This is a genomic window from Mycobacterium asiaticum (assembly GCF_001673635.1).
Lineage (GTDB): Bacteria > Actinomycetota > Actinomycetes > Mycobacteriales > Mycobacteriaceae > Mycobacterium > Mycobacterium asiaticum_C.
Genome location: NZ_LZMH01000002.1, coordinates 45,569 through 71,936, shown reverse-complemented (window position 1 = coordinate 71,936; position 26,368 = coordinate 45,569). Strand labels below are relative to the sequence as shown.

General features: G+C 66.5%; 32 protein-coding genes, 1 tRNA gene and 1 other RNA gene. 13 read left to right on the top strand and 21 right to left on the bottom strand.

Annotated features, from left to right (window positions below):
- Positions 1 to 10: 10 nt before the first annotated feature.
- Entirely contained in the window at positions 11 to 286 is a 276-nt protein-coding gene (locus A5645_RS27990) for a hypothetical protein (protein WP_172830431.1), read from the bottom strand.
- 86 nt (positions 287 to 372) lie between these two features.
- Between A5645_RS27990 and A5645_RS00405 the strand changes: the two genes are divergently transcribed.
- A complete protein-coding gene (locus A5645_RS00405) occupies positions 373 to 1,065 on the top strand; it encodes a type 1 glutamine amidotransferase domain-containing protein (protein ID WP_065128101.1) in 693 nt (230 codons plus the stop codon).
- Positions 1,066 to 1,095: 30 nt separating this feature from the next.
- Positions 1,096 to 2,082, top strand: coding sequence for a D-2-hydroxyacid dehydrogenase family protein (locus tag A5645_RS00400; protein WP_065128100.1), 987 nt, complete (start codon positions 1,096 to 1,098; stop codon positions 2,080 to 2,082).
- Here A5645_RS00400 and A5645_RS00395 read toward each other — a convergent pair.
- The 3 genes from A5645_RS00395 to A5645_RS00385 all read right to left on the bottom strand — a co-directional run bounded on the left by A5645_RS00395 (position 2,079) and on the right by A5645_RS00385 (position 4,571).
- The gene (locus A5645_RS00395; RefSeq protein WP_065128099.1) at positions 2,079 to 2,666 is read right to left on the bottom strand and encodes a TetR/AcrR family transcriptional regulator; all 588 of its coding nucleotides are present in this window, start codon (positions 2,664 to 2,666) and stop codon (positions 2,079 to 2,081) included. The genes A5645_RS00400 and A5645_RS00395 overlap by 4 nt on opposite strands.
- A complete protein-coding gene (locus tag A5645_RS00390; RefSeq protein ID WP_065033976.1) occupies positions 2,663 to 3,436 on the bottom strand; it encodes an SDR family NAD(P)-dependent oxidoreductase in 774 nt (257 codons plus the stop codon). Before A5645_RS00390 ends, A5645_RS00395 begins: the two co-directional genes overlap by 4 nt.
- Before the next feature lie 76 nt (positions 3,437 to 3,512).
- The gene (locus A5645_RS00385) at positions 3,513 to 4,571 is read right to left on the bottom strand and encodes an NAD(P)H-dependent amine dehydrogenase family protein (protein WP_065128155.1); all 1,059 of its coding nucleotides are present in this window, start codon (positions 4,569 to 4,571) and stop codon (positions 3,513 to 3,515) included.
- Positions 4,572 to 4,737: 166 nt separating this feature from the next.
- On the opposite strand from A5645_RS00385, the gene A5645_RS00380 reads away from it, so the two are divergent.
- Genes A5645_RS00380 through A5645_RS00365 form a run of 4 tightly spaced genes read left to right on the top strand, consistent with a single transcriptional unit; the run spans position 4,738 to position 8,321 of the window.
- Positions 4,738 to 5,160, top strand: coding sequence for a hypothetical protein (locus tag A5645_RS00380; RefSeq protein ID WP_065128098.1), 423 nt, complete (start codon positions 4,738 to 4,740; stop codon positions 5,158 to 5,160).
- A 52-nt stretch (positions 5,161 to 5,212) separates the two neighbouring features.
- The gene (locus A5645_RS00375; RefSeq protein ID WP_065128097.1) at positions 5,213 to 6,577 is read left to right on the top strand and encodes a WS/DGAT/MGAT family O-acyltransferase; all 1,365 of its coding nucleotides are present in this window, start codon (positions 5,213 to 5,215) and stop codon (positions 6,575 to 6,577) included.
- Positions 6,578 to 6,580: 3 nt separating this feature from the next.
- Positions 6,581 to 7,066 carry an NUDIX hydrolase gene (locus A5645_RS00370; protein ID WP_065128096.1) on the top strand — a complete coding sequence of 162 codons (486 nt, stop codon included), beginning with the start codon at positions 6,581 to 6,583 and terminating at the stop codon, positions 7,064 to 7,066.
- Between the two features lie 25 nt (positions 7,067 to 7,091).
- Positions 7,092 to 8,321: a cytochrome P450 gene (locus A5645_RS00365; protein ID WP_065128154.1), complete on the top strand. Its 1,230-nt coding sequence runs from the start codon at positions 7,092 to 7,094 to the stop codon at positions 8,319 to 8,321.
- Here the strand turns inward: A5645_RS00365 and A5645_RS00360 are convergent.
- Genes A5645_RS00360 through A5645_RS00345 form a run of 4 tightly spaced genes read right to left on the bottom strand, consistent with a single transcriptional unit; the run spans position 8,318 to position 10,891 of the window.
- On the bottom strand, positions 8,318 to 8,743 hold the full coding sequence (locus A5645_RS00360; RefSeq protein WP_065033972.1) for a hypothetical protein: 426 nt from the start codon (positions 8,741 to 8,743) through the stop codon (positions 8,318 to 8,320). The genes A5645_RS00365 and A5645_RS00360 overlap by 4 nt on opposite strands.
- An 18-nt stretch (positions 8,744 to 8,761) precedes the next feature.
- On the bottom strand, positions 8,762 to 9,190 hold the full coding sequence (locus tag A5645_RS00355) for a hypothetical protein (RefSeq protein ID WP_231122957.1): 429 nt from the start codon (positions 9,188 to 9,190) through the stop codon (positions 8,762 to 8,764).
- A 39-nt stretch (positions 9,191 to 9,229) separates the two neighbouring features.
- Positions 9,230 to 9,790 carry a TetR-like C-terminal domain-containing protein gene (locus A5645_RS00350; RefSeq protein ID WP_065033971.1) on the bottom strand — a complete coding sequence of 187 codons (561 nt, stop codon included), beginning with the start codon at positions 9,788 to 9,790 and terminating at the stop codon, positions 9,230 to 9,232.
- Between the two features lie 36 nt (positions 9,791 to 9,826).
- Positions 9,827 to 10,891, bottom strand: a complete 1,065-nt coding sequence (locus A5645_RS00345) for an ATP-dependent DNA ligase (RefSeq protein ID WP_065128095.1) — start codon at positions 10,889 to 10,891, stop codon at positions 9,827 to 9,829.
- Between the two features lie 37 nt (positions 10,892 to 10,928).
- Here A5645_RS00345 and ligD point away from each other — a divergent pair, with 37 nt between their 5' ends.
- Positions 10,929 to 11,954 (top strand): non-homologous end-joining DNA ligase, encoded by a 1,026-nt coding sequence (ligD, locus tag A5645_RS00340; protein ID WP_065128094.1) that lies wholly within the window; start codon positions 10,929 to 10,931, stop codon positions 11,952 to 11,954.
- Positions 11,955 to 11,958: 4 nt separating this feature from the next.
- On the opposite strand, the gene A5645_RS00335 is transcribed toward ligD, so the two are convergent.
- Positions 11,959 to 12,573, bottom strand: coding sequence for a cysteine hydrolase family protein (locus tag A5645_RS00335; protein ID WP_065128093.1), 615 nt, complete (start codon positions 12,571 to 12,573; stop codon positions 11,959 to 11,961).
- Between the two features lie 266 nt (positions 12,574 to 12,839).
- Between A5645_RS00335 and A5645_RS26710 the strand changes: the two genes are divergently transcribed.
- On the top strand, positions 12,840 to 13,631 hold the full coding sequence (locus A5645_RS26710) for an SMP-30/gluconolactonase/LRE family protein (protein WP_081288080.1): 792 nt from the start codon (positions 12,840 to 12,842) through the stop codon (positions 13,629 to 13,631).
- A 67-nt stretch (positions 13,632 to 13,698) separates the two neighbouring features.
- Here A5645_RS26710 and A5645_RS00325 read toward each other — a convergent pair whose 3' ends face one another.
- Positions 13,699 to 14,688, bottom strand: coding sequence for an SDR family NAD(P)-dependent oxidoreductase (locus A5645_RS00325; protein WP_065033967.1), 990 nt, complete (start codon positions 14,686 to 14,688; stop codon positions 13,699 to 13,701).
- Positions 14,689 to 14,850: 162 nt separating this feature from the next.
- Between A5645_RS00325 and A5645_RS00320 the strand changes: the two genes are divergently transcribed.
- Entirely contained in the window at positions 14,851 to 15,237 is a 387-nt protein-coding gene (locus A5645_RS00320; RefSeq protein WP_065128092.1) for a PPOX class F420-dependent oxidoreductase, read from the top strand.
- A gap of 18 nt (positions 15,238 to 15,255) precedes the next feature.
- Complete coding sequence (locus A5645_RS27980) at positions 15,256 to 15,393, top strand: hypothetical protein (protein WP_172830430.1); 138 nt, start codon at positions 15,256 to 15,258, stop codon at positions 15,391 to 15,393.
- An 8-nt stretch (positions 15,394 to 15,401) separates the two neighbouring features.
- Here A5645_RS27980 and A5645_RS00315 read toward each other — a convergent pair whose 3' ends face one another.
- From A5645_RS00315 to A5645_RS00290, 6 genes are all read right to left on the bottom strand, one after another.
- The gene (locus A5645_RS00315; RefSeq protein ID WP_065128091.1) at positions 15,402 to 16,103 is read right to left on the bottom strand and encodes a cutinase family protein; all 702 of its coding nucleotides are present in this window, start codon (positions 16,101 to 16,103) and stop codon (positions 15,402 to 15,404) included.
- A 43-nt stretch (positions 16,104 to 16,146) separates the two neighbouring features.
- Positions 16,147 to 16,320: a CsbD family protein gene (locus A5645_RS00310; protein WP_036362695.1), complete on the bottom strand. Its 174-nt coding sequence runs from the start codon at positions 16,318 to 16,320 to the stop codon at positions 16,147 to 16,149.
- Complete coding sequence (locus A5645_RS00305; protein ID WP_065034036.1) at positions 16,317 to 16,529, bottom strand: CsbD family protein; 213 nt, start codon at positions 16,527 to 16,529, stop codon at positions 16,317 to 16,319. The genes A5645_RS00310 and A5645_RS00305 overlap by 4 nt, the downstream gene beginning before the upstream one ends.
- Before the next feature lie 45 nt (positions 16,530 to 16,574).
- Positions 16,575 to 17,633, bottom strand: coding sequence for an NAD(P)H-dependent amine dehydrogenase family protein (locus A5645_RS00300; protein WP_065033964.1), 1,059 nt, complete (start codon positions 17,631 to 17,633; stop codon positions 16,575 to 16,577).
- A gap of 70 nt (positions 17,634 to 17,703) precedes the next feature.
- Positions 17,704 to 18,816 (bottom strand): hypothetical protein, encoded by a 1,113-nt coding sequence (locus A5645_RS00295; protein WP_065128090.1) that lies wholly within the window; start codon positions 18,814 to 18,816, stop codon positions 17,704 to 17,706.
- Positions 18,813 to 20,159, bottom strand: coding sequence for a hypothetical protein (locus A5645_RS00290; RefSeq protein ID WP_065128153.1), 1,347 nt, complete (start codon positions 20,157 to 20,159; stop codon positions 18,813 to 18,815). The genes A5645_RS00295 and A5645_RS00290 overlap by 4 nt, the downstream gene beginning before the upstream one ends.
- Before the next feature lie 84 nt (positions 20,160 to 20,243).
- Between A5645_RS00290 and A5645_RS00285 the strand changes: the two genes are divergently transcribed.
- Positions 20,244 to 20,612, top strand: a complete 369-nt coding sequence (locus A5645_RS00285) for a hypothetical protein (protein ID WP_065128089.1) — start codon at positions 20,244 to 20,246, stop codon at positions 20,610 to 20,612.
- A gap of 12 nt (positions 20,613 to 20,624) precedes the next feature.
- Here A5645_RS00285 and A5645_RS00280 read toward each other — a convergent pair whose 3' ends face one another.
- The 3 genes from A5645_RS00280 to A5645_RS27975 all read right to left on the bottom strand — a co-directional run bounded on the left by A5645_RS00280 (position 20,625) and on the right by A5645_RS27975 (position 24,303).
- Positions 20,625 to 21,992, bottom strand: coding sequence for a CHAT domain-containing protein (locus A5645_RS00280; RefSeq protein WP_065128088.1), 1,368 nt, complete (start codon positions 21,990 to 21,992; stop codon positions 20,625 to 20,627).
- Complete coding sequence (locus A5645_RS00275; RefSeq protein WP_065128087.1) at positions 21,989 to 23,722, bottom strand: hypothetical protein; 1,734 nt, start codon at positions 23,720 to 23,722, stop codon at positions 21,989 to 21,991. The genes A5645_RS00280 and A5645_RS00275 overlap by 4 nt, the downstream gene beginning before the upstream one ends.
- A gap of 77 nt (positions 23,723 to 23,799) precedes the next feature.
- Positions 23,800 to 24,303, bottom strand: coding sequence for a lipoprotein LpqH (locus A5645_RS27975; protein WP_172830433.1), 504 nt, complete (start codon positions 24,301 to 24,303; stop codon positions 23,800 to 23,802).
- An 85-nt stretch (positions 24,304 to 24,388) separates the two neighbouring features.
- Here A5645_RS27975 and A5645_RS00265 point away from each other — a divergent pair, with 85 nt between their 5' ends.
- The gene (locus tag A5645_RS00265; protein WP_253866816.1) at positions 24,389 to 25,129 is read left to right on the top strand and encodes an enoyl-CoA hydratase/isomerase family protein; all 741 of its coding nucleotides are present in this window, start codon (positions 24,389 to 24,391) and stop codon (positions 25,127 to 25,129) included.
- A gap of 4 nt (positions 25,130 to 25,133) precedes the next feature.
- Here A5645_RS00265 and lucA read toward each other — a convergent pair whose 3' ends face one another.
- Positions 25,134 to 25,997, bottom strand: coding sequence for a lipid uptake coordinator LucA (gene lucA, locus A5645_RS00260; RefSeq protein ID WP_065033958.1), 864 nt, complete (start codon positions 25,995 to 25,997; stop codon positions 25,134 to 25,136).
- An 84-nt stretch (positions 25,998 to 26,081) separates the two neighbouring features.
- A tRNA-Ser gene (locus tag A5645_RS00255) sits at positions 26,082 to 26,167 on the bottom strand.
- 90 nt (positions 26,168 to 26,257) lie between these two features.
- Between A5645_RS00255 and ffs the strand changes: the two genes are divergently transcribed.
- An RNA gene (gene ffs / locus A5645_RS00250) (signal recognition particle sRNA small type) lies at positions 26,258 to 26,352 on the top strand.
- Positions 26,353 to 26,368 lie beyond the last annotated feature (16 nt).

Below are 26,368 nucleotides of genomic sequence, written 5' to 3'. Positions count from 1 at the left end.
CGGGACCGGTTTAGGGGGAGGGCTGGAAGTCCCAGCCGGGATCGGCGTTCCACCCCGGGTCCGATTGGCTGCTCCAACCAGGGTCCGGCGGGTTCGCATTGGGATCCGGCTGCGGGTCGTCAAGGGCAAAGCCGCCGTTGCCGACCACCGGCGCCGCCTCGTCTACCTGGGCCGTCGGACCAGCGCTGCATAGCGACAGCGTCACGGCGGTCGCCGAACCGGCGAGTAAGACCGCAAGGGTGCGCCGGCGGCGGCGCCGGGTGTCTGTTTTCTTGATTGTCGTCATCATCCATGGTTGCGCCCGGTTCTTAGCTGCGGACTGAGCGCCGGTTGTCCGGTGGCTGTGAGATGGGGCGTGACGTAGGTTCGGTTATGGCCAAAATCCTCTTCGTCGTCTCGGGTACCAGTTACTGGACACTCAAAGACGGTACCCGGCACCCGACCGGCTATTGGGCCGAAGAGTTCGCCGCGCCGTACAGCGCTTTCGTCGCGGCAGGACACGAGATTGTGGTCGCGACGCCGGGCGGTGTGGTGCCGTACGTCGACGTCATGAGCCTGCGCCCCGCGATGGCCGGCAGCGAAGAGATCGCTCTTGAGCTGGAGGAGACGCTGCGCGAGGCCGAGGAGTTGCGCAGGCCAATCGAATTGGCCAGCGTTCGGCTGGACGACTATGACGCCGTCTTCTACCCGGGCGGCCACGGCCCGATGGAAGACCTGTCGCGGGACGCCGACTCCGGGCGTCTGCTCGTCACGGCGCTCGCGTCGGGCAAGCCGCTGGCAATCGTCTGCCATGCGCCCGCCGCGATTTTGGCTACGCGTCGCAACGGCACAACACCCTTCGCCGGCTACCGGGTGACCGCCTTCACCAATGACGAAGAGGACGGGGTGGGCCTGCGCGAAAAAGCCCGTTGGACGGTGGAGGACGAGTTGGTCAACGCGGGCATCGACTTCGTCCGCGGCGAAGTGTGGAAGCCCTTCACGACGGTCGACCGCAACCTCTACACCGGGCAGAACCCCGCCTCCGCCGGGCCGCTGGCGCAGGAACTGCTCAAAGCTCTGGGCTGAGCGCCACCTGGACCCGGGTAGGTTGATCGAATGCCCCGGGTCGCAATCCTCGACGATTACGCCGGTGTGGCATTACAGCTTGCCGACTGGTCGCCCGTGCAGAACCGCTCTGAACTAACGGTTTTCGACCGGCACCTGTCCGAAGCCGAGGCCATAGCGGTGCTGCGGCCGTTCCACGTCGTCTGCACGATGCGCGAGCGGATGGCTTTCCCCCGCACGCTGATCGAGCGGCTGCCCGACCTCAAGCTGATCACCATCGTCGGCCGAAGCCTGCCCAACCTGGACATGGCCGCGGCCACGGAGTGCGGAATTCTGGTCACACACTCGGACTTCGCCCATCCGCGCTTCCGCTCCGCACGGGACGCAACACCGGAACTGGCCTGGGGTCTGCTGATCGCGACCGTGCGCAATCTTGCCGAGGAGCATTTGCGGATGCGCGACGGTCAGTGGCAGGCCACCACCGGAATGACGCTGGCGGGAAAGACGCTCGGACTCCTCGGTTTGGGGCGCGTCGGCAAACGCATGGCGGAGTATGCCGCGGTGTTCGGCATGCAGGTCATCGCCTGGAGTCAGCATCTCACCGATGAGGCGGCGCGGGAGGTTGGCGCCCGACGTGTGGAGAAGGCGGAACTGTTCGCCGAATCCGACGTGGTGTCCATCCATGTGGTGCTGTCCGAGCGCACCCGCGGGCTGATCGGCGAACCGGAGCTGGCCGCGATGAAGCCGACGGCGTACCTGATCAACACATCGCGGGGACCCATTGTCGACGAGGCCGCCCTGATCCATGCGTTGGGTACCGGACGGATTGCCGGTGCCGGACTGGATGTGTTTGACACCGAACCACTTCCGGCTGGACATCCCCTCCGGAGGCTGCCGAACGTGACTCTGTCGCCGCATCTCGGCTATGTCACCCGCGAGATGCTGAGCGCCTTCTACGCGGACACTGTTGAGGCCGTCGTGGCGTGGCTGGAGGGAGCCCCGGTACGCATCGCCAATCCCGAGGCGCTGCGCGACTAGTGCCAGTGGGCGCTGCGCACCGCCTGCAGGGCCGTGGTGACGTAGTGGTCCAGTGAGTGACGTTTGCCAGTTCCACGAACCCATTGCTGAAATGCGAAGTCGCCCGCCGCGAAACCGAGCTGGACCAACAGCGCGGGACGCAGGTCCACTTCAGGATCGACGCCCATCCGATCCGCGATCAGTTTCGTCGCCCGTTCCCGGTCGACATGGGTGTACATGGTGACCTTGGCCAGCAGTTCGGGCGCCACCAGCAGCGCTTCCCGCCATTCCTCGCAGTCGGCCTGATCGAACGACCGGGTCCGGCCGATGATGGCATTGACCAACGCGACATCGGCGGTCTCGGTGGCGGGCCGCTGTTCGAGCATGCTGACGACGGCGGCGCCACCATGGCGCACCGGACTGAGCAGCAAGTCCTCCTTCGCCGGCACATGCCGGAAGAACGTGCGCGGGGAAACCCCTGCGGCGGCGGCGATTTCCTCGGTGGTCACGGCGTCGTAGCCGCGCTGGATGAACAGTCGGAAGGCCGCGCGCCTGATGTCGGCGCGGATCTGCGCCCGCTGGCGATCGCGTAATGACTCGGTCATCGGAAGCTGCCGATGCCGCCGTCGACGTGAATGGTCTGTCCGGTGATGAAAGTCGCGTCGCCGCCGAGCAGGAACGCCACCAGCGCGCCCACATCGGTGCGGACGTCGCCGATCCGCTTCATCGGGACGCGTGCGACCGCCTTGGCGTAGTCGTTGGGGGCGAACTCTTTCCAGAACTTGACGCCGTCGGATTCGGCGAACGGGCAGATGACGTTGACCCGGATGTTGTGGCGGCCCCATTCCAGGGCGGCCACCTTCGACAGGCCGCGGATGCCTTCTTTGGCGGCGGCGTAACCGCCCCACTTCGGTTCACCGCCGGTGCCGGTTCCCGAGCCCAGGTTCACGATCGAACCGCCGCCAGCCTCGGCCATCAGCGGATACACGGCCTGCATCAGCAGGAAGGTGGCCCGCGGACCGACTTCGTAGCCCAGCGCCAGGTCGTCTGTGGTGATGTCGACGAAGGCCTTCGGCTCATTGGTGGCGATGGCGTTGTTGACCAGGCCGTGCACCGTGCCGAACGCCTCGACCGCGCACGCCACGACGCGGGGGGCGCTGTCCGGATCGCGCAGGTCCGCCTCGATCTGCTCGACGCGTCCGGTCGCACGGAGTTCGGTAGCGGTGGCACTGAGCTTTTCGGCCTGGATGTCGACCAGGAGCACGGCGGCGCCACGCTCCAGGAGTGCGGCTGCCACTCCCTTGCCGACGCCCTGGGCCGCGCCGGTGACGATCGCGACATGGCCGTCCAGTGATTGGGGGTGGGAGTAGCTCATCGGGCCGGTCCGAGTTGCAGCGGTACCCCCCGGTGCATTTCATAGGTGCTGCGCCCACCCTCGTCCAGGACACCGCTCATGCGCGCCCGGCGATCAGTGGAAGGTCGAGGTAGGTCTTGATCCCTGGTTCCGCGGGGCAGACGTAGGGGATGGCGTTGACGCAGTGGTTGGCGGTGGCCACGACACCCGGGTTGCGTTGCAGCCCTTCGGCAATCGTCTGGGGCTGGAGCCCCTTCAAGGTGATACTCACATCCGGATCGCCGGTGATCTCGACTTCGAAGCGCTCGCCCTGTTCACCGAAGTTCCACGCCGGCTCCAGGTTCTCCTCGCCCATCAGCCAATTCACCGCGGCGGTGATGACCGGCTTGCCGTCGGAGAGCGCCTGCCAGCGGAACCGGCGGGCGGCCACCGTTCCCCTGGTGATCGGAACGGCGTCGTAGTCGATGTCACCGGTCGCGACGGCGATGTCCTGAATCGTCCTGATGTTGGGATCGATGCGGAAACCCATGGTGTCGGCGATCATTCGCACCGACTGCTTGAAGCCGGCTTCGAGCAGCTCGGCCATCGGTCCCTGCGTCGCTTCCTCGGGCGTGCCGCCGAAGCCCATGATGTGGCGCACCACGTCGGGGGCGTTGTAGGTGCGGATGTCGGAGAACTCCTCGGCGCGGACATGGGTGACCGCCGAGGACAGCGACGACAGCATCAGCGGGAATCGCTCGGTGATGCCGCCTGGGTGGATGCCCGACCCGTGCAACGTCACGCCCCCGGCCACGGCAGCGTCTGCGATCGCCCGCACGCGGGGATTGCTCAGGTCCGGATACACCCAGCCGACCGGGGTGACCACGTTCTTGCCCGAACGCAGAATCGCAATGACCTCGTCGTCGTTGGGAATGAGCGGGCTGTACATGACGCAGTCGGCATCGGTGGCCAGGATGTCGTCGATGCTGGTGGTGGCGGTGACACCCAACTCGGCGGTGCCAATGATGTGTCCCACGTCGGCGCCGTTCTTGTCGGCGCTGTGCACCCAGCATCCGACCAATTCCAGTTCCGGATGGTTGCGCACGCACTCGATGGCGGCCTTTCCGACGCCTCCGGTCGCCCACTGGATGACACGGAACTTGGATTGGCTCGGCACGGCGACCTCCCGGTGGACGGTGACCAGCGGCACGTTATGCCGCGTTGACAGTCACTGTCAACAGTCGTCATCCGGCGCCGGCCCACCGATGACGCGATAAGGAAGCGGGACAGCGCATTTGATAAACACCGGCGACCTCACGAGGATGCTCTGATACGTTCCGAGAATGGTGTTGCGGTCGTTTGCCACGGTGTTGGGCTTGGTCGGGTTCGCCGCCGGGATCGGTATGCCGGTGGCGGCGGCCGACAACCCGGTGTGCAGCTCGACATCGTGTTCGTTCTATGCCCCGTCGCACAATCTCGGCTGCGAGATCAACTATCAACGCGGTAGTGGCATACCCGACGAAACCTATTGCCAGACCGTCGAACCGGCGCAATCGGTGCACATGTCGAGCAACGGGTCGTTTGAAACCTGCGTGGGCCAGAACTGCCTCGGCAATGCCGGCCAGGGAACTGCGACCCTGCCCTACGGCCAGAGCGCCGGCATCGGGCCCTTCACGTGCCTGTCCGAAACGAACGGGGTCACCTGCACGGTGAAAAACGGGCGGGGCTTCACCATTTCCAGCTCCGGCGTCGTCGCCGTCGGTTAATCACTCGTCAAAGACCATTCACCAGCATTGTTCGACACGCTTTAATGTGTGCATGGAATTGATGATGCCCACCGACTCGATGTTTCTGTTCACCGAATCGCGTGAGCATCCCTTGCACGTCGGTGGGTTGTCGTTGTTTGCGCCGCCGGATGGTGCCGGCCCCGAATTCGTCCGGGAATTTCACGATGCCCTGATCGCCAACGACGAGTTTCAGCCGACCTTCCGCAAACACCCCGCGACAATCGGCGGCGGAATTTCGCAGCTGGCATGGGCTTATGACGACGAAGTCGACATGGACTACCACGTCCGGCGGTCGGCATTGCCTTCGCCGGGCCGCGTGCGCGACCTTCTGGAACTCACCTCGCGGCTACACACCAGCCTGCTGGACCGCCACCGCCCACTGTGGGAGTTGCACGTGGTCGAGGGACTCAAAGATGGCCGCTTTGCGATGTACACCAAGATGCACCATGCGCTGATCGATGGTGTTTCGGCCGTGAAGCTGATGCAACGCACGATGTCCACCGACCCCGACGACACCCACGTCAAGGCGATGTGGAACCTGCCCAAGCCGGCGCGGCCGCCTGCCGCCAAACCCGCCCGCAACCCACTGAACTCGTTGCTCGCGGCGGCCGGATCCGTGGCGGGAGTGGCCCCATCGACCTTGAAGCTCGCCCGCGCCGCACTGCTGGAACAGCAGCTGACGCTGCCGTTTGCCGCGCCGCACACCATGCTGAACGTGAAGGTCGGCGGCGCTCGGCGATGCGCCGCGCAGTCCTGGTCGCTGGACCGGGTCAAAAACGTCAAGCAGGCCGCCGGAGTGACGGTTAACGACGCCGTGCTGGCGATGTGCTCGGGTGCGCTGCGGTACTACCTGCTCGAGCAGGACGCGCTACCGGACACCCCGTTGGTCGCGATGGTTCCGGTGAGCCTGCGCTCGGAGGCCGACGCCGACAGCGGCGGCAACAAGGTGGGCAGCATTCTGTGCAACCTGGCCACCGATGTCGAGGACCCCGCGAAGCGGATCGAGATCATCGGCGAGTCCATGCGCAGAAACAAGAAGGTGCTGGCGGAGCTGCCGTCGTATCAGGTGCTGGCGTTGTCGGCGCTGAACATGGCGCCGCTGACGCTGGCCGGTGTCCCGGGCTTTCTGTCCGCGGTGCCGCCGCCATTCAACATCGTCATCTCGAATGTGCCCGGTGTGTCGGACCCGCTGTACTACGGCGGTGCCCGCCTCGATGGCAGTTACCCGCTGTCGAACATCCCGGACGGCCAGGCGCTGAACATCACGCTGGTCAACAACGCCGGCAACCTTGATTTCGGACTGGTCGGCTGCCGTCGTAGTGTGCCGCACCTGCAGCGGTTGCTCGCGCATCTGGAGGCCTCGCTCAAGGACCTGGAGCAGGCCGTCGGGGTCTGAAGCATGCCCAAGCTCAGTGCGGGGCTGTTGTTGTATCGGACGCGCGCCGACATTGTCGACGTACTGATCGCGCACCCGGGCGGACCGTTCTGGGCGCGCAAGGACATCGGCGCCTGGTCGATCCCGAAAGGTGAGTACTCCGACGGGGACGATCCGTGGGCAACCGCGCAGCGCGAGTTCGTCGAAGAGCTCGGACTGGCGGTGCCGTCCGGCCCCCGGATCGACCTCGGAGCGGTGCGGCAACCCAGCGGCAAGGTGGTGACCGCCTTCGCGGTTCGTAGTGATCTCGACATCACCGACGCGCACAGCAACACCTTCGAGATGGAATGGCCGCGCGGCTCGGGCAGGCTCCGGGAGTTTCCCGAGATCGACCGCGTCGAATGGTTTCCGGTGGCGAGTGCGCGCGCGAAACTCCTGAAGGGGCAGCGGGTGTTTCTCGACCGACTGATGGCGCACCCGGACCTGGCCGGGCTAACCGAAGGGCCGTGAACAAAGCGCAGGCACAATGGGCACCATGACCACGGCGCCCACCGAGCGAGCTGATCCGCAGACGTTGCTGCTGCAACTGCTGGACCCGGTGAATCGGGCGGACCCGTACCCGGTGTGTGCCGAGTTGCGCGGCAATGGCCCGGTGGTGCTGCCGGGCAGCGATTTCGTGCTCTTCTCGTCGTACCGGGATTGCGACGAGGTGCTGCGCCACCCGTCATCGAGCAGCGACCACCTGAAGTCGACAGCGGCGCAGCAGATGCTCGAGGCCGATCCGTCGCTGCGGAAGGGCACGCCGCCGAGCTTCCTGTTCCTCGACCCGCCGGACCACACCAGGTTGCGCAAGCTGGTCAGCAAGGCCTTCGCCCCCAAGGTGGTCAATGCGCTGCAGCCCGAGATCAGCGCACTGGTCGACGGACTACTCGACCGCATCGCCGAGCAGGGCAGTTTCGACGTGGTCGCCGACTTTGCGTATCCGCTGCCGGTCGCGGTGATCTGCCGGCTACTCGGGGTGCCGCTCGAGGACGAGCCGCAGTTCAGTCGCGCTTCGGCGGTGCTGGCCAAGTCGCTGGACCCGTTTTTCACCGACGAGCAGTCCGACGAGCTCAACGAGTCGTTGGGTGCCGGCGCCGGCTTGCGTGATTATCTGCACGGGTTGATCGCGCAGCGCCGGTCGCGGCCCGGCGATGACCTGCTCTCGGCACTGGTCGCGGTCAACGAGTCGGGTGATCAGTTGACCGAAGAGGAGATCGTGTCCACGTGCGTGCTGCTGCTGGTGGCCGGACACGAGACGACGGTGAACCTGATCGGCAACGCCATCCTCGCGATGCTGCGAGACGGCCGGCAGTGGACGGCACTGGCCGCCGACCCCACCCGCGCGGCAGCGGTCGTCGAGGAGACGCTGCGCTATGACCCGCCGGTGCAACAGCTCAGCCGAATTGCCCTCGATCCCATGACGATTGGCGGCGTCGAGGTGGCCAGGGGCGACGTGCTGATGTTGCTGCTGGCGGCCGCACACCGGGATCCCGCCGAGTACGACCGGCCCGACGCTTTCGACCCGGACCGACCGACGTTGCGGCATTTGGGTTTCGGTCGCGGTGCGCACTACTGCCTGGGTGCACCGCTGGCGCGCTTGGAGGCCAGTGTGGCCTTGTCGGCGGTGACGGCACGTTTCCCGGACGCGCGGTTGGCGGGCGATCCGCGCTACAAGGCGAACGTCACCCTGCGGGGGTTGTCGGCGCTGACGGTTTCCGTCTAGTTGTTATTGGTGCGTCGCTGACGCCCGCCTGCGAGGCCGACGAAAAGAGGTATCGGGGTGCCCACCGACTTGATGCCCTCCGCGTCACGGTAGACCCCGATCGTGTATTCACCGGTGGTCTCGACCGCGAACGAAAGTTGCGGAGTGAAGCAGCGGTATTTGGATGGCTTGCTTTCCTCGTCCGGCCATTGCCAGGCAGAGCGGACGGTGCCGCGAATCGTGCCGGCGGGATCCTTGCAGACGATGAAAATCTCGGCGTCGTATTCCCCGCCCGCCGGTGCGTGTACCACCAGGACCAGCGGAATCGTCATCCACCACGGGGTCTGATTGACCTCGTAGCTGGTGATTGGAAGGCGGCTGGCGTCGATTGCGGAGTCGTCGATTTTGGCGGCTCCCGCCACCAGCAATGCGGCTAAGTGCATCGGCACAGCCTAATGGTTTCAGGCGGCCGTTTCGGCCGGACCCGGTTGCGACAACAAGATTGAAACTGGAACCGGCGTTGCAAGTTCGATTTTCCCGTCGGCGTCGTAATACGCCCCGATCGTGTACTCACCGGGGGACGCTACCGGGAACGACAGTTCTTGGGTGAAGCACCGGAATTTCGAGGCACGGTTCTCTTCGTCCGGCCAATGCCAGGCGGCGCGCAGTGATCCGCGCGGCGACCCGGTGGGGTCCTTGCACACCACGTGCAACTCCGGGTCATAGTCTCCACCGGCCGGCGCGTGCACTACCAGAACAACTGGAAGCTCCGCCCAAAACGGCATCTGGTCGACTTCGAACCAAGCCATGGGTATGCACGAAGCGTTGATGGCGCCCTGCTCGTCGAAAGTGGCGCTACGCGCGACGAATAAGGCGGACACGTTCAGCATCCCGACATTTTAAGGCGAGCAAACCGAGGGCAGCCGCCATTACCGGCGTGCGACGGCATGCCAGGTCAGATCGGCAACGTCAACACAGTATCGGTCGTCGATTGGGCCGTCTGAGTACAGGCCGCGAATGTTCAACGGTGCCAGCAGGATTTGTACCGCGGCCAGGGTACTGACGTTGTCACGCAGTTCGCCGCGCTCCCGCGCGCGATCGAAGACCGACCGAACGATCGTGAAACGGTTTTGCCAGTACATCATTCGCGTGTCGCTGTCGTGATGACCACGAGCATCCATCACCAGCGCCCGCAGGAAGGTGCGGCCAACCTCGGTGTTGATGATGGCGGCGACGCCGCGCGCCAACGCCAGCAGGTCTGCGCGCAGCGTCCCGGTATCAGCCAACCAGCGCAAATTTTCGATATCCCGCAGTGCGATGTCGACGATGAGCCGCTGCCGATCGCCCCAATGGTCGTAGATCGTTGCGACGTCCAGGCCGTGGCGTTCCGCAAGAGCCTCCACGCTGAACCGCTCGACACCCCACCGGGCCAACTCGTCGAGCACAGCCATCGTCACCCGCGACTCGAGCTCCGCCGGGATGGGCCCCATGCCCTCATTTACCCCCGCCTAACCGGGACGAATCGTCTAACCGAGCCCTGGGACGATGTCGCCCAGCTTGAAGGTGACCGGCTGCTCTAGTTGTTCGTAGGTACACGAGCGGGGATCGCGGTCCGGTCGCCACCGGTTGAATTGAGCGGTGTGCCGAAAGCGCGCGCCCTCCATGTGGTCGTAGCGCACCTCGACCACCCGCTCGGGCCGCAGCGGCACGAACGACAGATCCTTGCCGGCGTTCCAGCGGGAGAACTCGTTCTTGCGCGGGGTGCGTTCGCCCGCCTCGTGGGCGGCCCAGTTCCACGGATGGTCGTCGAAAGTGGTGACCAGCGGCTGCAGCTCGGCGAACAGCCGCCTGCGCTCGGCCATCGGGAAGGCGCCGATCACGCCGACCGACGCCAGCTGGCCGTCGTGTTGGTAGAGACCGAGCAACAGTGAACCGATCGTGTCGCCGCCCGACTTGTGCACCCGGTATCCGGCGACCACGCAGTCCGCCGTCCGCTCGTGCTTGATCTTGTACATGACGCGCTTGTCCGGCTGGTAGGTGACGGTCAGCGGTTTGGCCACGACGCCGTCCAGGCCGGCCCCCTCGAAGTCGCTGAACCATTGCTCGGCGACTGCACGGTCGGTGGTGGCCGGGGTGACGTGGACGGAGGGCCCCGAATCGGCCAGCGCATCGACGAGCGCCGCGCGGCGCTCGCTGAACGGACGCCGGGTGTAGTCGTCGTCGCCGAGGGCCAGGAGGTCGAACGCGATAAACGAAGCAGGCGTCGTCTTGGCGAGCATCCGTACCCGGGAGTCCGCCGGATGAATCCGCTGCTGCAGCGCCTCGAAATCCAGCCCGTGATCGGTGGCGATCACGATCTCGCCATCGACGACACAGCGTTGCGGTAGTTCGGCCTTGACGGCTTCGATCAACTCGGGGAAATAGCGGGTCATGGGCCGCTCGTTGCGGCTGCCCAACTCGACTTCGTCGCCGTCCCGGAAGCAGATGGAGCGAAAGCCGTCCCACTTGGGCTCGTACGACGCGTCCGCCGGAATCGTCTTGACCGACTTGGCCAGCATCGGCGACACGGGCGGCATGACGGGTAAGTCCATTGGTTCATTGTTGCGTGCGGCATGCTGGAGTCCAGCTATGGCTGCCGCAGCAGAAGAACTCGACGTCGATGGGATCGCCGTCCGGCTGACCAACCGGGACAAGGTGTACTTCCCCAAGCTGGGGAAGCAGGGCACCAAGGGCCGGCTGGTGGACTACTACCGGGCCGTCTCGAGCGGTCCTATGCTCACCACCCTGCGTGACCGGCCGACGCATCTGCAGCGATTCCCCGACGGCATCGACGGCGAGGAGATCTACCAGAAGCGGGTTCCGCAGCACCATCCCGACTACCTGGAGACCTGCCGGATCACCTTCCCGTCCGGACGTACCGCCGATGCGCTGAAGGTGACCCACCCGGCGGCCATCGTGTGGGCTGCGCAGATGGGCACCATCACGCTGCACCCCTGGCAGGTGCGCTGCCCCGACACCGACCACCCCGACGAACTGCGCATCGATTTGGATCCGCAACCGGGCACCGGCTTCGCCGAAGCCCGAGCCGTCGCCGTCGACGTACTGCGGCCACTGCTCGACGAACTCGGTCTGGTGGGTTACGCCAAAACATCCGGGGGTCGTGGCATCCACGTTTTCCTGCGGATCGCCACCGATTGGGATTTCGTGCAGGTGCGCCGGGCCGGCATCGCACTGGCGCGGGAGATCGAGCGACGGGCACCGGATGCGGTGACCACGTCCTGGTGGAAGGAAGAGCGCGGCAAGCGCATTTTCATCGACTTCAACCAGAACGCCCGGGACCGCACCATGGCGTCGCCGTACTCGGTGCGCCGCACCCCGATTGCGACCGTCTCTACCCCGCTGAGTTGGGGCGAGTTGGCCCAAGCCGATCCGGACGACTACACCATGGCCACCGTGCCCGATCTGGTTGCCGGGCGCGACGACCCCTGGGTCGACATGGACGGGCTCGCCCAGTCGATCGCTCCGCTGCTGGAGCTGGTCGAGGCCGACGAGGAGCGCGGCCTCGGCGACATGCCTTATCCGCCGAACTATCCCAAAATGCCGGGGGAGCCGAAAAGGGTTCAGCCGAGCCGGGATACGGACCGGAAGAAGTGACGGTTCACGCCTTCAATGCCGCGGTCACCTCGGCGGCGGTCAGGATCGCGCTGGCGTAGTTCGGCAGGTTCACCTCGAGCGCGGCGTGCATTTCCACGTCCGAGTAGCTTGCGGTCGCGTCCTTGACCACGGTGACGTCGTAGCCGAGCTCCGCGGCGAATCGGACGGTTGCCTCCAGGCAGGTATGGGCGATGAGCCCGATGGCGATGAGCCGGTGGATGCCGTGCCTCTTCAATTGAAGGTCCAGATCTGTGTTCGCGAAACCACTGGAACACCAGTGTTCGTCGGCGACGATGTCACCGGGCTGAGGCTCGAAGCCCGGGCGCAATTCGCCGCCCCAGGTGCCGTATTCGAACGTGCGGCGCGACCACGCGGCTCGCTGAACGGGCGCGACGTACTGCCATGACTCGTAATCGCCGGGGCGGTACCGGCGATGCAACGCATAGAACACTCGCACCTGCGCCGCGTGCGCGGCGTCGAGCATCTGTTTCATATGGGCGACACAGTCGTTGGCCTCCAATACCCCCTGCAGCCGTTCCCAGACTTTCCCGCCGGGCGAGATGAAGTCGTTGTACGGGTCGATGACCAACAGGCCAGTGGTGTTTGCGGGGTAGGTCAAGGCTGAGGTCCCATCCGTCGACGCGGCATGCGCCGTTCAGCATGACGGCCGTGACGGCGCGCGGCAACTGTGCATATTCTGTGAATGCCCGATACCCCGGGGGCCGTCGTGGGCTCGACACCGAGGGGTGGAATGACGACCGTAACGCGTTGCCGCTCACGCGGCGTCGAACCGCTACCGAATGCGCGCTTTGGTGATGACTGCGGGCGGTTGATGGCCCGCGCGCGAGGTTTCGGGGCGGACAACCGCCGGGCCGAGGCGATGCCATGACCCACGTAGTGCAGACCCTGTGGGAGGCCGACGGTTTGCTCGAAGCGCCTCGGCCGCTGCCGGACGGATCGGTGCTGGTGGCGAACACCTCGGTGGGCGGTGTTTACCGCTGGTCCGGCGACGCAGTATCAATCGTGGTCGACTGGCGGCGCGGGATCGGCGGTATCGCGTTGCACGCCATCGGCGGAATCCTGGTCAGCGGGCGCGATCTGGCGTATGCGGATGCGTCGGGTCTCCGCACGGTGCTGGCTCCCGTAGGTGCCACCGGCATCAACGATCTGACCGTCGGGCCGGATGGTTCGGTGATCGTCGGGGTTCTGCGTCATCAGCCACAGGCGGGCCAGACCGCCGGACCCACCGAATTGGTGCGCATCGCGCCCGATGGCGCGACTCAGGTTGTGCTGGACGATCTGTTATGGCCGAACGGTGTTGGATTCGCGCCGGATGGCGAGACACTCTATGTCGCCGAGTACGCCGCGGCGCGGGTGCGCGCGGTCGGCCCGCGCGGCTCGTCGGTATTCGCCGCCGCGCCCCGCGGCGAATGTGACGGCCTGGCCGTCGATGCGGAGGGCGGCGTATGGGTTGCGCTTGGAAGTGGTGGCGGCATAGCACGATTCGATGCCGTGGGCGCTCTGCGCGAAGTTGTCGAACTCCCGGGACGCTTCGTGTCATCCCTGGCTTTTGCCGGAACCGCTATCTATGTCACGACCGTCGGGGCGCTGCTGCGGATCGATGTGGGGGTGCCGGGGTTGGCGGTGCCGGCGGCCATAATCCCCGTCAGAGGGTGAACGGCACGTCCTCATCGGCAGCATGACGCGCGGCCAGCAGCGCTCGGGCGGCATCGGTGGTACCGGACTAGTCGCGCTGCGCCTGCCGCAGTGCCGCAACGGTGTCGGCCAGCGTGGTTCGGGCATCGTGGAATTGGATGCCGAGTTCCCGCTCGGCCGGCGTGTCGTCGGATTCGGGCATCTGGGTGTAGTACTGCATTCCCGCCGCGGTCACCGGGTTCTCGAAGGGCAGATAGGGTCCCACGAAGTCCAAAAGCGTTCCGGCGGCGCGCAATGCGCTGTCAGGGACGGGAACCGGGAACATCGTGGTGCCCGACACCTCGCCCAGCAGCTTCGCCAGTTCGCCGACGGGCACTCGATGCCCGCCCACCATGTAGCGTCGCGGACCACGCCCCGGCTCGAGCAGCGCCGCATGCACCGCAGCGACATCGCGGACGTCGACGATCATCCAGGCTGCGCTGCGTCCCGGGATCCCGTGCATCTGCAGTGCCGCCCGCACACCTTCGCCGGCCTCACCGTACTGATCACCCACCGGCGGGCCGAGAACCATTCCGGGATAAGTGATGTTGACCGGTGCGCCGGCGTCCTGCAGGCCGCGTGCATAGATCTCCACCTGCGCCTTGGAGGTTCCGTATCCGTCGGTCCCACCGACCACGGGCAGGTCGGCCCTCAGGGTCGTCACGTTCGGGTGAAACAGGGCGGTGAAGCTTGAGACATGGACGATCGGGTCAAGGCCGAGTTGAACCGCCTGCCCCAGAACGTTTCCTGCGCCTTCCATATTCGTGGCCAGCATTTGCGCCGTCTGCCGCGGATCGGTCGCCACGAGGGCGGCGCTGTGGACGACGGCGTCGCAGCCTTGCAGCGCCTGCCGGACCGACTCGCGGTCCTTGATGTCACCGACGGCGTAGTCGGATATGTCGACCCCGAGTGCGGCCACCGACGTCTTCAGGCGTTCCGGCTTTCGTACCAGGAACCGGACGGAGTGCCCGGCATCGGCTATGGCTTTGGCGGTCCAGCCGCCGACGAACCCCGTACCTCCGGTGACCAGAACGCGCATCTTCGCATTGTTGCAACCGTCGCTAACGGTGGAATGCGGTGGGGTGGCTGTGCCGCTTACCACGTAATCCCACGGTTTCCGCAGCGCGCAATGCGGGTAATAGCCCGCGGTGCGGTATCGCCGATGTCGGGATCGGCAAACCTATCCAGGAGGAAACACAGCGTGGCAATCTCGTTCAAGGACGTCGTCAAGTCCAAGTATCTGCTGCTGACGACGTTCACCAAGGATGGCCGTCCCAAGCCGACCGCGATCTGGGGAGTGCCCGACGGCGAGGACCGGCTGCTCGTCATCACCGACGACGATTCGTGGAAGGTCAAGCGCATTCGCAACACGCCGCGGGTGACCATCGCCAGGAGCGGTTCGTTGGGCAAGCCCAAGAGCGACGAGGTGGAAGCGGTCGCCCGCGTCCTGCCGAAGTCCGAGACGCGACGGGTCTACAACGCCGTGCTCAAGCGGTACTGGTACCACGCCTGGTGGTTCTACGCGCACTCGATCGTGCGCGGCGGCATCGACAAGGTCCACGTCGGACTGGAGATCAAGCCCGCCTAGACCTGTCACCATGGAATGGTGACTACCGCAATCATCGTCGCGGTGCTGGTGCTACTTGGGCTCGGCATCGTGATCAACGGGTTGCTCCGGTTGCGGGAATGGTTGAAGAACTCGCCCAGCATCCCGAATCCGGACTTGCCGGAAGACCCCGACTGAGGCTCGATCTACAGGCGCCCCGCCGCGAAATCCGCTGCCTGACCGGTCATTCCGTTGGCCGCGTATAACGTGTGCGCGAAGGTGGGGGTGGTTCCGCCGCCGGCGCAGATGTTGTCACCGTCGGCGCATAGCTCAATGGTCTTGGGCTGATACAGCGGTCCGATGGCGATCTGCGGGGCGCCGTACTGGCTCAGAAATTCCGGTGAGGGTGTGCCGAACAACGTGACCGCCGCGACGTGATTGGCGATCTCGGGAGCTAGCGGTTGCGGCACTACGGACGCGGGCACGCCGGGCGGGACGGCCGCCGAGGTGACGTAACCGGCGACGGCAGCCCCTTGCGAGTACCCGCCCAGGACCTCTCTGGTGTTGGGGCAGCTCGCAGCCATGGATTGGATGTGGGCGCCCGCGTCCCGGATCCCGCCGATGACGGTCAATGGGAAATCGCTGCTGCCGAAGTCGGTGCTGGCCGGGTAATTGACCGCATATACGTTCAGCGACCGCGCGCCGATATCCGAACGCAGCGCATCGACGAATGCCCCACCGATGCCGCCCACACCCGGTGGCTCGCCACTGCCTCGCGCGAACACCACCTCGACGTCCGGACACGGCGCCGCCGACGCATCCGGTACCGGCGCGTTCAACAGTGCAAAGCAACCCAGCGCCACCGCGGCGCCCACCATCAGTCGGCGAGCCCTTGACTTGAATAGCATGCCAGTAGAAGTAGCCAGAAAATCGCAGTTCAACCGCCTGCGGCTACTTCTTGAAAGCGTCCTTCACCTTCTCGCCGGCGTCCTTGAGGCTCGACTTGGCCTGATCGGCCCGTCCCTCGGCCTCGGTGTCGCGATCGCCGGTCGCCCGGCCGACCGCCTCCTTGGCCCGGCCGCCGAGGTCCTCGATCTTGTTCTTCACCTTGTCTTCGGCGCTCATGGTTGCCGCCGTGGTTGCCGGCGCACCGGCCGACGCCCGCCCCGCACAGCGTCTCGGAAACGCAGCCCGGTGTCCTTGAGGTTCGCCTTCGCCTGGTCCAGCACACCCTCATACTGGGTGCGCCGGTCACCGGTCAGCCGGCCGACCGTTTCTTTGGCCCGCCCGCCCCAATACTTTGCTGAGTTGCTCAATCGGTTGTTGGTAGCCATGCGGATCGGATACCCGCTGAGCGCCGGCTTCATGCCGGCAATGCCTCACGACGAGGGCACTGTCCCGCGCGGCAGGGTCAGCGGAAGGTCGGCATAGGTGGCGATGCCGGGTGCGGCGGCCACTACGCCGGGGATCGCGTTGATCGCCGGCATCGCCGTCATGATGTGCCCGAGCGCCATGAACTCGGCAAGAGTCGTCGCTTGGAAGTACGGCGGCGGCAAGAAGCCGACCCTGGTCGTCACCGTCGGCTGACCGTCGATCTGGATCACCCAGCCGTCCTGGTCGATCGGCCAGTCGGGTTCGAGGGTCTGTCCCTTCTTCCAGCGCACGTTGAGGTCGATGACGGTGTTTCCGCCGACGATGCCGCGCCAGCTGATGTAGACACCCGCGACACATCCCGCCGGAATCGTCCAGGATGCCATCTCGAGATCGGCTGTGGTTTGCGCGAATTCGGCTACGCAACGGACCTCGTCAAGGTCGACGCCCAGCGCGTCGGCGACCAGTCGGACGGCTTCGGCAAAGATCGCGGTGCCCTTTTCCGCCATCGCCGGCAGCTCGGGATTGTCGATGGGCTGTCCGAAACCGACCGGCCGTTCGGTGTCCGGGGAGTCGTAGAACGTGGTGTCGGCCGCCTCGTTGACGGTGACTTTGTCGACACGGTTGCAGACCATCGCAGACACGATCGCCAGCAATTCTGCAAAGCCGGGGCTGACACCGGAGCCGAAGATCGTCGAGCCGCCCTGCTGACACGCCTCCAGGATCCGATCACGGCCGTCGCCCAGGTTGTGGCCGGTGATGAAGGACGCCGTCGTCACCACGTTCACACCCGCGGACAGGATCCGGACCAACTCGTCGACGTCGATCCACATCGGGTTGTAAACCACGCAGTCCGGCTTCAGCGCCAGCAGTTCCTCGACATCATTGGTCGCGGTAACCCCGAGCGGTTCGATGCCGACCAACTCCCCGGCGTCCCGGCCGGCTTTCTCCGGCGACCACGCGTAGCAACCCACCAATTCGTACTGCGAGTTAGCGACGATGGACTGTAGTGAGCTCTTACCGACGTTTCCGGTCGTCCATTGCACGACCCGATATGTGTTGGGCACTCGCTCAGCATAGGCAAGGGGGGTGGGCGTCGCCTAGTAGGACGCCGATAGGACGCCGATAGGACGAGGCCTAGTAGGACGATTCGGCTGCCAGGATCTCGGCGAGGAAGGCGTCCGGCGGCGGCTGGTCCAGCCGCGACCGCACCCAACCGCGGATCCGTTCCCGCGCCGCCCTGGGTTCGGTCACATCGGCGCCGACGATGACCGACGTGGCCGGCCAATCGTGGTCCCAGGCAACCGATTCCGTCAGCGCTCGCCGTTGGCCGTCGACGAGCGGCACGGTGGCCCGGCCGCCGGCATCCAGCGCGGCGGCCCCGCTGACGTCTCCGGACTGAACGCGAACCGGTACGTCGGTGGCCGGATCGGGTCCGATGACGGCCGCACGGACGACGGCGACGACCGACGGGCCGGCCGCTTCGACGCGCCAGTCGACGGTGTCTTCGGCCGCGTCGAAAACACCCGGCGGCACCGCTCCCCAGTTGATCGACGCGACACCTCGGCCGATCGACGACACGGCGGCTGGGCCGGGATCGGCGCCGGCGGCCAGCGCGTAGTCATCGCGGTAGCCGGTCGGCTCGGCCAGGCTCAGGCCCGAATCCTGCACAGCCGCGGACAGTTCCGCCCAGCCGGTGCCGTCGACACCGACCTCGTCGGCGAGCTCGGCGGCGGCCCGCACCAGGTCGCGGACGCGGGGATCGTTGCTTCGCACGTGTGCCGTCAGGGCTGCGACGTGCCGACTCAGCAGTTCCGTCACGTCCGAATCCAGGGTGTCGTCGGTGAAGAAGCCGTCCACGCCGGCGGTCAGCAACGCGATCTCGGCGTCGAGCAGGGCTTGATCGAGCGCGGTGACACCGTCGCGCTGGCTGGCGGGCCACCAGCGCCGCAGCCACTGACCGATCGCCAACCGGTGCAGTGGGTCCAGCGATCCCGGCGTTATGTCAAAGCCGTCGAAATCCCGGGGTTCGTCGGTCGTCGCCGCGGCCGACAGCACCGCGAGGTGACCGGCCCGACCGACCACCCGCCACAGCCAATCGGCCCGGTCCGGGTCGGTGAAAGTGATCTGGCCGGCGGCGGCACCGGCCGGGTCGTCCACGATCCAGGACAGCACCGCGCCACTGACCTCCAGCACCGCGACCAACGGTGAGGTCTGTGCCCAAAGTCCGGAGTCGCTGATCAGTCTCATCCCGCCACCTGCAGTTCCAGCATCGACTTGATCCGCTGTCGATGGTCGAGGCTGACCGACCTGGCGACACCTTCCAGCAGCGACCGCACATCGTCGATGTCGTCACAGGGCTCCTGCCACACGTCGCGTCCGTGCAGTCGCGCCCACAGCCGGCTCAGGTACGGCTGCGCGTACGACGCGAGATCGTCGACAACCTGTTGCTGGCGCGGATGAATCGGCCCGCCCTCGGCCAGATAACGCCGCGCGTGCAGCACGTAGGCCTCCTTGCGCAGCCGCGCCTGAATCTGCGCGGCCAGCCCGTACCGACTGGTGACCGAGCGGTCCAGCGGCGCCAGGTCGACGGCCACCTCGATACCCGCCAACAGAGTGGCCTGCTTGTCCTCGGCGAGCAGTCCCCACGGCGCGCAGGCTCGGTCCACCTCCTCCGCGCATAACAGCGGGACATCCGGCAGTGCGTCCCGATCCAGGGCGCGCCGCAACGTGGAGCGGACCCGGTCCACCACGGTGCGATCCAGCGGGCGGTCGCTTTCGGATCCGCCGGTCACTTCCGGGGGACGTTGCGGGGCCGCGGCACTCAAACCCAGGTCCACGATCGACCATGGCACGCCGGCGGATTCGAGGCGGATCAGCGCACCCAAGTTGTAGGGCGTGGTGTCGGCGATCATCGCAGTCCAGACGCGCTGCCGCGCCGCGGCGGCGGTGTGGCTCTTGACCGGGCCGAGCACGGTGGTCAGCTCCGCCATGAACGGTTCGCGTGGGGCGTCGTCGGCCCGCACGTCGCGCCAGCTCGCGACCAGCTGAGCCGCCAGGGTCGCCACCACCTGTGCGCTAGTCACGTAATCGTTGAGCACCTCGACCGCGGTGCGATCCCGGCCCTGATGCACCTCCTGCAGCACCTCGGCCGCGGTCGCCGAATCTTCGGTTGTCGGTGCACCTTTGGTGACGGCTAGCTCGAAACACACCGGGAAGTACAGCTCCTGCGCGTTGCCGCTGCGTATCCGCAGCCGCCTGCGCTGCAGCTTCAGCACCTCGAACCAGGCTGCTGCGCAGCGCAATTCGGCCGCGTTGCCGACGATGAGGTCGTGTATCGCCACGGCGACGGCATCGGTGACGACGGGTGCCGAATACTGGGGGTTGGCGCGCAGCCGCAGCACCAGCGGGTCGATGATGCGTTTCACGGTCCGGCTCAGCGGGCCGCCGTCGTCGCTGCTCAACACTTCAACGCCGGGACCGATGGCCCGCCACGCAGCGTCGATCACCGCCCGCCGGGGCTGTCCCAGCGCACGGTCGTCGCGGTCGTCGCGTCCGTTCAGGGCAGGTTCCACCTGCGAATCGGCGCTCATGACCACAGGATAGGGGCAGCCGGGAAAATCCTGGTACTCGAAAAGTTGGGTTCGGTAGCCGATCGCTGTCCCGAAGCTGGTCCCATGAACAAGTCGAAGCTGATGGCAATTGGGGCCCACATCGCGCTACTGGCAACGTTGACCCGCCGGGCCACCCGCAACGCGCGCAAGCGCACGGACGACAGCCTTGCGGTCGGGGTCGGCACCGTGCGAACCGTCGTGGATGAGCAGGCTGAGGCGCACGCCGGCGAACGCCAGATCTGGATAGAGGTGTCCAGCGTGGATGGTGACACTTTCGTCGGCCGCTTGGTGCACCACGACCGGGATGCGGACCTGTCCACGCTGCGTCCGGGCCTGGTCATGCTGGTCGCGTTCGATCCCGCTGCGCGGGAGGAGCTTTCGCTACCCGATGACGAGTTGGCGGTGCGGGCTCAGGGTCTCGCCCTGGTATGACGGACCGGCCGTTCAACGCGCACCGTCCACGGCGAACGTGACCAGTGCACCCCAGAACAACGGGCTGGCGGTGACGGCACCGTCCCGCCAGCGCCGCATCTGCGCGCGCTGCCAGCGATTGACCGCGCACCCGGCGTCGGCCTGCTCGTGCGCACTGTCCACGCCGACAACGACTTCGGCCATGGGATCGGGCGTGTTCGCGCCGCCTGCCGCCGGCACGAACTGCCGATACGCGGCTGTGGTGGGCAGCGACCAGAGCGTGGCGGTCACCAATTGCGCCCCGCCCAGGATCATCGCCGCCACCAGACCTGTCGCCTCGTCGAACTGGTAATCCCCGCCCGAAGCGCACGCCAGCAACGCCACCCGCGGCGGGATCGGCAACCGTAACGCCATAAGGTCCGAGGCGGTCAAGGGGCGATGATTGCCAATCGGTGCGGCGTCTCCGGCTGCAGTTGCTGTGCACGCGAGGTGCAGCGCGGCCCGGTCTGCGTGGCCCACGTCGTCGTCCGCGGAGCTGGCGTGTCCGACGTACAACAGTCGGTTCGGCTGCTGCGTCAGCAAATCGGCCAACCAGCCGCGGTCGGCGTCCTGGCGGCGGAACAGCTCCACCGCGCTGCCGACGTCCGGCAAGACCCGCCGGTGCCGCAACGATTCGGCGAAATACCGTGCCAGCGGGGTTTGTTCCGACGGCCGCCCGAGTACCGACCCGAGCGCGGAGTCCGGGCGTTGTCCCGGTACCCGGGGATCCAGGATCAGTAGCGGCGGGCCCTCGTGCCGGTCGCTCCAATCGGTGTGGGGTCGCGGCGCGTGAACGATGTTCTGTGGCACCGCGATCAGTACATCGACCAACTCCATCAGGCGGTAGCCGTCGGTGTGCTCTTTGACATCAGCGAGCTGCCAGGGGATTTGAGCGGCCACCCGCCCGCTGGAAGTGATCGCGTCCTGCCGGGCCCGCACCAGCTCCTCTTTGCTGGGGCCGGATTTGGGCACCGCAAGCAATCCCCAGGGGACCCTGGCCAGCCGGGCGCTGGGCGAGATGAACAGCGCCGGTCGCGGCGTTGCGGCGCAGTCCGTCAGCAGTTGCCATCCCGCGGTGCCGATGAGCAGCACGCCGAGGATGTAGGCGACCGTCAGTTCGGTGTCCGGCGTCGCGAACGGGCCGCGGGTCAGAGCCCGCTCGATGGCGTCCCGCCTACTCTCGGAGCCGTATGGCTCGGGCAGGGCATCGCGCAGCTCCTGCAAGGCAGCCAACAGGATTGGCTCTTCGACCACCCAGTTGACGGTCTTTTGCGTCATTCCGGACTCGTCGATCAAGCGTAGGCTGGCATACGTGGCGATCCCGACGTCGGCGTAGCGCAGGACCAGGGTCGCGTCGGTCATGGCCAGGTTGACCAGGCCGGTTCGGCGGCGGTAACCTCGCGGCCGTACCGCTGAAACGCCAGCGCGCGATAGTGACTCATGATCGGCGGTGCGCCCGGTTGCATCTGCAGTGGCGGCAGCGGTCCGAGGCGGGTCAGCGAATTAGCTTGTGACGATGCAGATCCGGCCGCCGCTGCCGGAAGAGCCAGGTCGTCGTCGCTCTCGACGAGCACCGGTCCGGTGCCGGTGGACTCCCATTCGCCGACCTGACGTTGCTGTTGTTCGGTGTTGAATGTGCCACGAGCGCTGTGATATTCGACCAGTTCGCTGATCAGCTCGGTGTTCTCCCATTCCCACGCGACCGCGAATGCGCTGGCCAGGATCGGCGCCGAGACCTGTGCGGCCCAGCGTGATCGGGCATCGGCGTCGGCGATCGAATAGCGTACGGAGTCCACGGCCAGCGCAGCGGGCACCTTGAGTTCGGCTGCCTGTTCCAGCTTGCCCATCGCGCGCCAGTACTCCGGGGTCCCGACTTCGCCGCGCAGGATTCCGAGCGATTCGGCCTGCCGGGCCTCGATCTCCTGCAACGACTCGTCGGGGTCACCGGACCCGTCGAAACCCAGATCCGCCAGCGCGTCCGCCCGCCAGACGGTCCCCAGATGATTGTCCAGCATGGCGTATTGGAGCCAGCTGCTGCGCGGCGACGAGTCGAGCAACTCGCGGGCCTGCGCGATCAGCTCGACAGCCTGGGAAAAGCGCCCCCAGAATATTGCGATCCAGCTGCGCTGCAACAGAATACGGTGAAGATGTAGCGGCTTGCCCAGGTCGCGCCAGTGTTGCTCCGCGTGCTCCCAGCATTGGTCGGCGGCTTCCAGCGCGCCGCTTGCGAGCCGGGTCAGCCCCATGTACAGCCAGCAGCGGGACACGTCGTGAGCGCGTGCGTGGCGGGCGATTACCGGATAGGCATCGGAGACCAGCTGCTCGGTGGTTTCGTGATCGCCGGCGGTCCAGCAGGCCGCGGCACGCTCCAGTTGTGTTCGCGCGCTTGCCAATTCCCAGCCGCGGGCCTGAGCACGGGCGCCGGCGCGGCGCAACCAGGGCTCGGCCTCGGCCAGGCGCCCGGTCTCGATGCAGAACCTGCCGTAGCCGGTCGCCGCCGAAACCCAGATGTAGTCGTCGGCTTCGGTTCCTCGTGCGGGCCGGTTGAGGGCATCGAGCACCTCGGCCCACAACGGCAGCGACCGCACGTGCAGATCGTCGTCGCACAGGGCGGTCGCGCAGAGCAGTTGCGCGTGGGTGAGTAATCGTTGCCGTTCGTCCGCGAGATCGTCGTCGGAGCACTCGCTTTCGGCCAGTACGCGCAGCGCGTCCGCCGCTTCCTCGTGGTTGCCCTGTGCCGCGGCCAATCCGATCTCGAGGAACTGCGCCCGCCGCGAGTAGCGCAGGACCATGTGTGCGATCTCGGCGTCCGACATGATCACCTGCGCGGCGGCCTCGGGACGGGTGCCATCCAGGATGCTTCGATAGATCGCCAACGGTTCGCGCATTCGCCGGATGCATTCGCGCACTCCGTCATTCGCGCCGCGGACCAGGTAGATCTCGCCGAGCTGCGCGAAGACTTCGAGCAACAGATCGTCGCGGTCGGCCCGCTCGATCTGCGGTGGCAGGGTCAGCAACAGATCCCGGGCCGCGCCCTCATCGGCGGCGAACGTCAACTGACGCGCCCGATCGAGGTCGCCGGAGATCGACACGGCTGCATCATAAGTCCGGACGCCAATTCGGAACGGCGGACATGCACTGCATGCCCGCCGCCCCGAACTACCCCTCATCAGCCGCACGACACCTTGATGCTGAAGTCCTTGGTGATCATTCCGGCCATCGGGTTCTTCAGGTCGGCGCCCTGCGCCTGACCGGTGATGGTGTAGGTCTTGCCGTCCACCGCGACCTTGGCCTCACCGACCTTGGCGCCCATGTTGTCGGAGACCGACAGGGCGTTGCCGTCGACGACCATGGCCAGGGAGTCGACCGTGGGCGGGTTGCCTTCGGTCATGACCACCGCCAACGCCTGCTGGCCGCCGGTCGAACCACTATCGATGTTGATCTTGCCGCCCTGCCTGACGCAGGTGACCGAGGACGGGTTCAGACCCGCCAAGTCCGAGCCGCCCACCTTGACCTCGGTCCCGGCGCCGCCACCGGTGGCGACACTGGCCGGTGCATTCGAGGCCGGGCTGGCGGTGTGGCCGCCGCTCGAGCAGCCCACCAGCGCGGACGCGCAGCCGAGGGTTCCGATCGCAACCGCGATAGCACGTTTCACTGGACTTCCTTCCGTCATGCGCCGCCCTGATGGCGTCGTCATGGGAGCAAGTACAGGCGGTGGGCGTTGCTACCGATCCCAAAAACTGTGGTGAAGTATCCCTGTGATCGAGATCGAAGCTGCGGGATCGGTGCAGGTGCTGACGCTTTCCTGGGGGCGGGTGAATGCGCTTGACGTCGAGACCCTCGGTGAATTGACGCAAACCATCCAGGATCTCGCCCACTCGGGCGGTGGGGCCCTGGTGATCACCGGCGCTGGGCGGGTGTTCTCCGCCGGGGTGGACCTCAATCGCGTGATCGAGGGCGGAGCGGGCTACACAGATCAGCTGGTGCCCGCGTTGTCCGATGCGTTCGAGGCGGTGTTCAGCTACCCGGGACCGACTGTGGCGGCGATCAACGGCGCCGCGATAGCCGGCGGGTGCGTGTTGGCCGGTGCCTGCGATTGGCGCCTGGCCAGTCCCGAGGCGCAGATCGGTGCCGCCGAAGTCCGGGTGGGCGTCGCGTTTCCGGTCGCCGCACTCGAGGTGCTGCGCTACGCCTGCGGCGACCACGCCGAAGAGGTCCTGCTCGGCGGACGGAACTACCGCGGCGACGAGGCCGTCGCCCGGGGGCTGGCTCACCGCATCGTCTCTGAGGAGCTGTTGGAGGCGGCCGTGGCCGAAGCGACTGACCTCAGCAGCATCCCGGTGCAGGCGTACAGCCACACCAAGGCGCAACTGCGGGGTCCCGCGCTGCAGCGCATCCGGGACGGGGCGCAGATCGACGATCACGTTCGCCGAATTTGGGGTGCAGACCAGACGCTGCAGGGCATCGCCGACTACGTCGAGCGGCTGCGGCGCCGCTGAGGGCCTATTCCTCGACCGCCACCCCGCCGCGGGTGCGCCGGCGGCGGTGCGATGTCTTGCCGGTGGGCCGCCGGTTGCGGAGCCGCTGCTGGACGGGCGCCTCGACGGTATCGGTTTCGGAGGTCTCGGCCTCGGAGGTGTCGGCGGTTTCCTCCGTCGTTTCGGCGGGTGTCTCCTCGGCTTCCTGCGCTGCAGTTACCGGCTCCGGCACCTTTGCTTCGACGGTCTCGGCCTGCGTCGATTCCTCGTCTTCGGCGTCTTGGGCCTCAACGGTGTCTTCGGAGCCTTCCTCGTCTTCGTCGTCTGCGTCGTCTTCGGCTTCCTCGGTCGCTTCGTCTTCGTCTTCGTCGTCAGCCGCGTCAACCTCGTCGGCCTTGCCGCGCTTCTTTGCGCGGCCCCGGCTCTTCTTGACCTTCTTCGGCTTGATCGGTTTGGGTGGCGGGGGCGGCAACTCGGCCACGAACGACAGGTAGAAAGCGAAGAAGCCCAGCACGGCGATGGCCGCCGCCGCCCCGTAGATGGCGAACAACCATTGGCCGGCCGTGTCCAGCTTGAACCAGAACTCGCTGATCGCCGTCCCCACGATCAGCACACCGGCCAGCACGTGCGCGACGATCGAACAGGTCCTGATCGTAAGCGCCATTTGCGGGGTGCCCAGCTCTGGCTTGCCGGTACGCCGCTGGGTGAAGACCACCGGCAGGGCGGCCAGTCCGATCAGCGCACCGGTGACGATCCGCAGCACCCGCCCGAGCATTTCTGGCGTGTCACCCACCAACTCGGGCCACCGCGGCAAGACGAAATAGAAGAAGAGGACGCCGGCGCCGATCGAAAACGACGCGTGCCAAAGCATGGCGACTTTGCGCCCCATACCCCTCCTCAAACAGATTGAACTCACGCCGCCGAAAGGTGACCAGGCCGAATGTCGTTCCTGGTCACACGGCGGACCGTACAGCGGAGGATGCGGGATTTGAACCCGCGAGGGCTATTAACCCAACCCGCGTTCCAGGCGAGCGCCATAGGCCACTAGGCGAATCCTCCGTGGTCATGGTAGCTGCTCAACGGTGTTAGGTGTCCCGGGTACCTGCCACCACCGCGGTCGAGTCGCCGCGCCCTGGTACTACACTCGCCGGTGGACCCCGCGCGGCGTCTATCCTGTGAACTCCCCCAGGGCCGGAAGGCAGCAAGGGTCAATGGGCTCTGTCGGGTGCGCGGGGTCCCCTCATTTTCTAAAGCAATACG

Coding starts and splice junctions, on each gene's coding strand:
- A5645_RS27990 (WP_172830431.1), bottom strand. CDS start 286: ATGACGACAATCAAGAAAACAGACACCCGGCGCCGCCGCCGGCGCACC.
- A5645_RS00405 (WP_065128101.1), top strand. CDS start 373: ATGGCCAAAATCCTCTTCGTCGTCTCGGGTACCAGTTACTGGACACTC.
- A5645_RS00400 (WP_065128100.1), top strand. CDS start 1,096: ATGCCCCGGGTCGCAATCCTCGACGATTACGCCGGTGTGGCATTACAG.
- A5645_RS00395 (WP_065128099.1), bottom strand. CDS start 2,666: ATGACCGAGTCATTACGCGATCGCCAGCGGGCGCAGATCCGCGCCGAC.
- A5645_RS00390 (WP_065033976.1), bottom strand. CDS start 3,436: ATGAGCTACTCCCACCCCCAATCACTGGACGGCCATGTCGCGATCGTC.
- A5645_RS00380 (WP_065128098.1), top strand. CDS start 4,738: ATGGTGTTGCGGTCGTTTGCCACGGTGTTGGGCTTGGTCGGGTTCGCC.
- A5645_RS00375 (WP_065128097.1), top strand. CDS start 5,213: ATGGAATTGATGATGCCCACCGACTCGATGTTTCTGTTCACCGAATCG.
- A5645_RS00370 (WP_065128096.1), top strand. CDS start 6,581: ATGCCCAAGCTCAGTGCGGGGCTGTTGTTGTATCGGACGCGCGCCGAC.
- A5645_RS00365 (WP_065128154.1), top strand. CDS start 7,092: ATGACCACGGCGCCCACCGAGCGAGCTGATCCGCAGACGTTGCTGCTG.
- A5645_RS00360 (WP_065033972.1), bottom strand. CDS start 8,743: ATGCACTTAGCCGCATTGCTGGTGGCGGGAGCCGCCAAAATCGACGAC.
- A5645_RS00355 (WP_231122957.1), bottom strand. CDS start 9,190: ATGCTGAACGTGTCCGCCTTATTCGTCGCGCGTAGCGCCACTTTCGAC.
- A5645_RS00350 (WP_065033971.1), bottom strand. CDS start 9,790: ATGGGGCCCATCCCGGCGGAGCTCGAGTCGCGGGTGACGATGGCTGTG.
- A5645_RS00345 (WP_065128095.1), bottom strand. CDS start 10,891: ATGGACTTACCCGTCATGCCGCCCGTGTCGCCGATGCTGGCCAAGTCG.
- ligD (WP_065128094.1), top strand. CDS start 10,929: ATGGCTGCCGCAGCAGAAGAACTCGACGTCGATGGGATCGCCGTCCGG.
- A5645_RS26710 (WP_081288080.1), top strand. CDS start 12,840: ATGACCCACGTAGTGCAGACCCTGTGGGAGGCCGACGGTTTGCTCGAA.
- A5645_RS00325 (WP_065033967.1), bottom strand. CDS start 14,688: ATGCGCGTTCTGGTCACCGGAGGTACGGGGTTCGTCGGCGGCTGGACC.
- A5645_RS00315 (WP_065128091.1), bottom strand. CDS start 16,103: ATGCTATTCAAGTCAAGGGCTCGCCGACTGATGGTGGGCGCCGCGGTG.
- A5645_RS00310 (WP_036362695.1), bottom strand. CDS start 16,320: ATGAGCGCCGAAGACAAGGTGAAGAACAAGATCGAGGACCTCGGCGGC.
- A5645_RS00305 (WP_065034036.1), bottom strand. CDS start 16,529: ATGGCTACCAACAACCGATTGAGCAACTCAGCAAAGTATTGGGGCGGG.
- A5645_RS00295 (WP_065128090.1), bottom strand. CDS start 18,816: ATGAGACTGATCAGCGACTCCGGACTTTGGGCACAGACCTCACCGTTG.
- A5645_RS00290 (WP_065128153.1), bottom strand. CDS start 20,159: ATGAGCGCCGATTCGCAGGTGGAACCTGCCCTGAACGGACGCGACGAC.
- A5645_RS00285 (WP_065128089.1), top strand. CDS start 20,244: ATGAACAAGTCGAAGCTGATGGCAATTGGGGCCCACATCGCGCTACTG.
- A5645_RS00280 (WP_065128088.1), bottom strand. CDS start 21,992: ATGACCGACGCGACCCTGGTCCTGCGCTACGCCGACGTCGGGATCGCC.
- A5645_RS27975 (WP_172830433.1), bottom strand. CDS start 24,303: ATGACGGAAGGAAGTCCAGTGAAACGTGCTATCGCGGTTGCGATCGGA.
- lucA (WP_065033958.1), bottom strand. CDS start 25,997: ATGGGGCGCAAAGTCGCCATGCTTTGGCACGCGTCGTTTTCGATCGGC.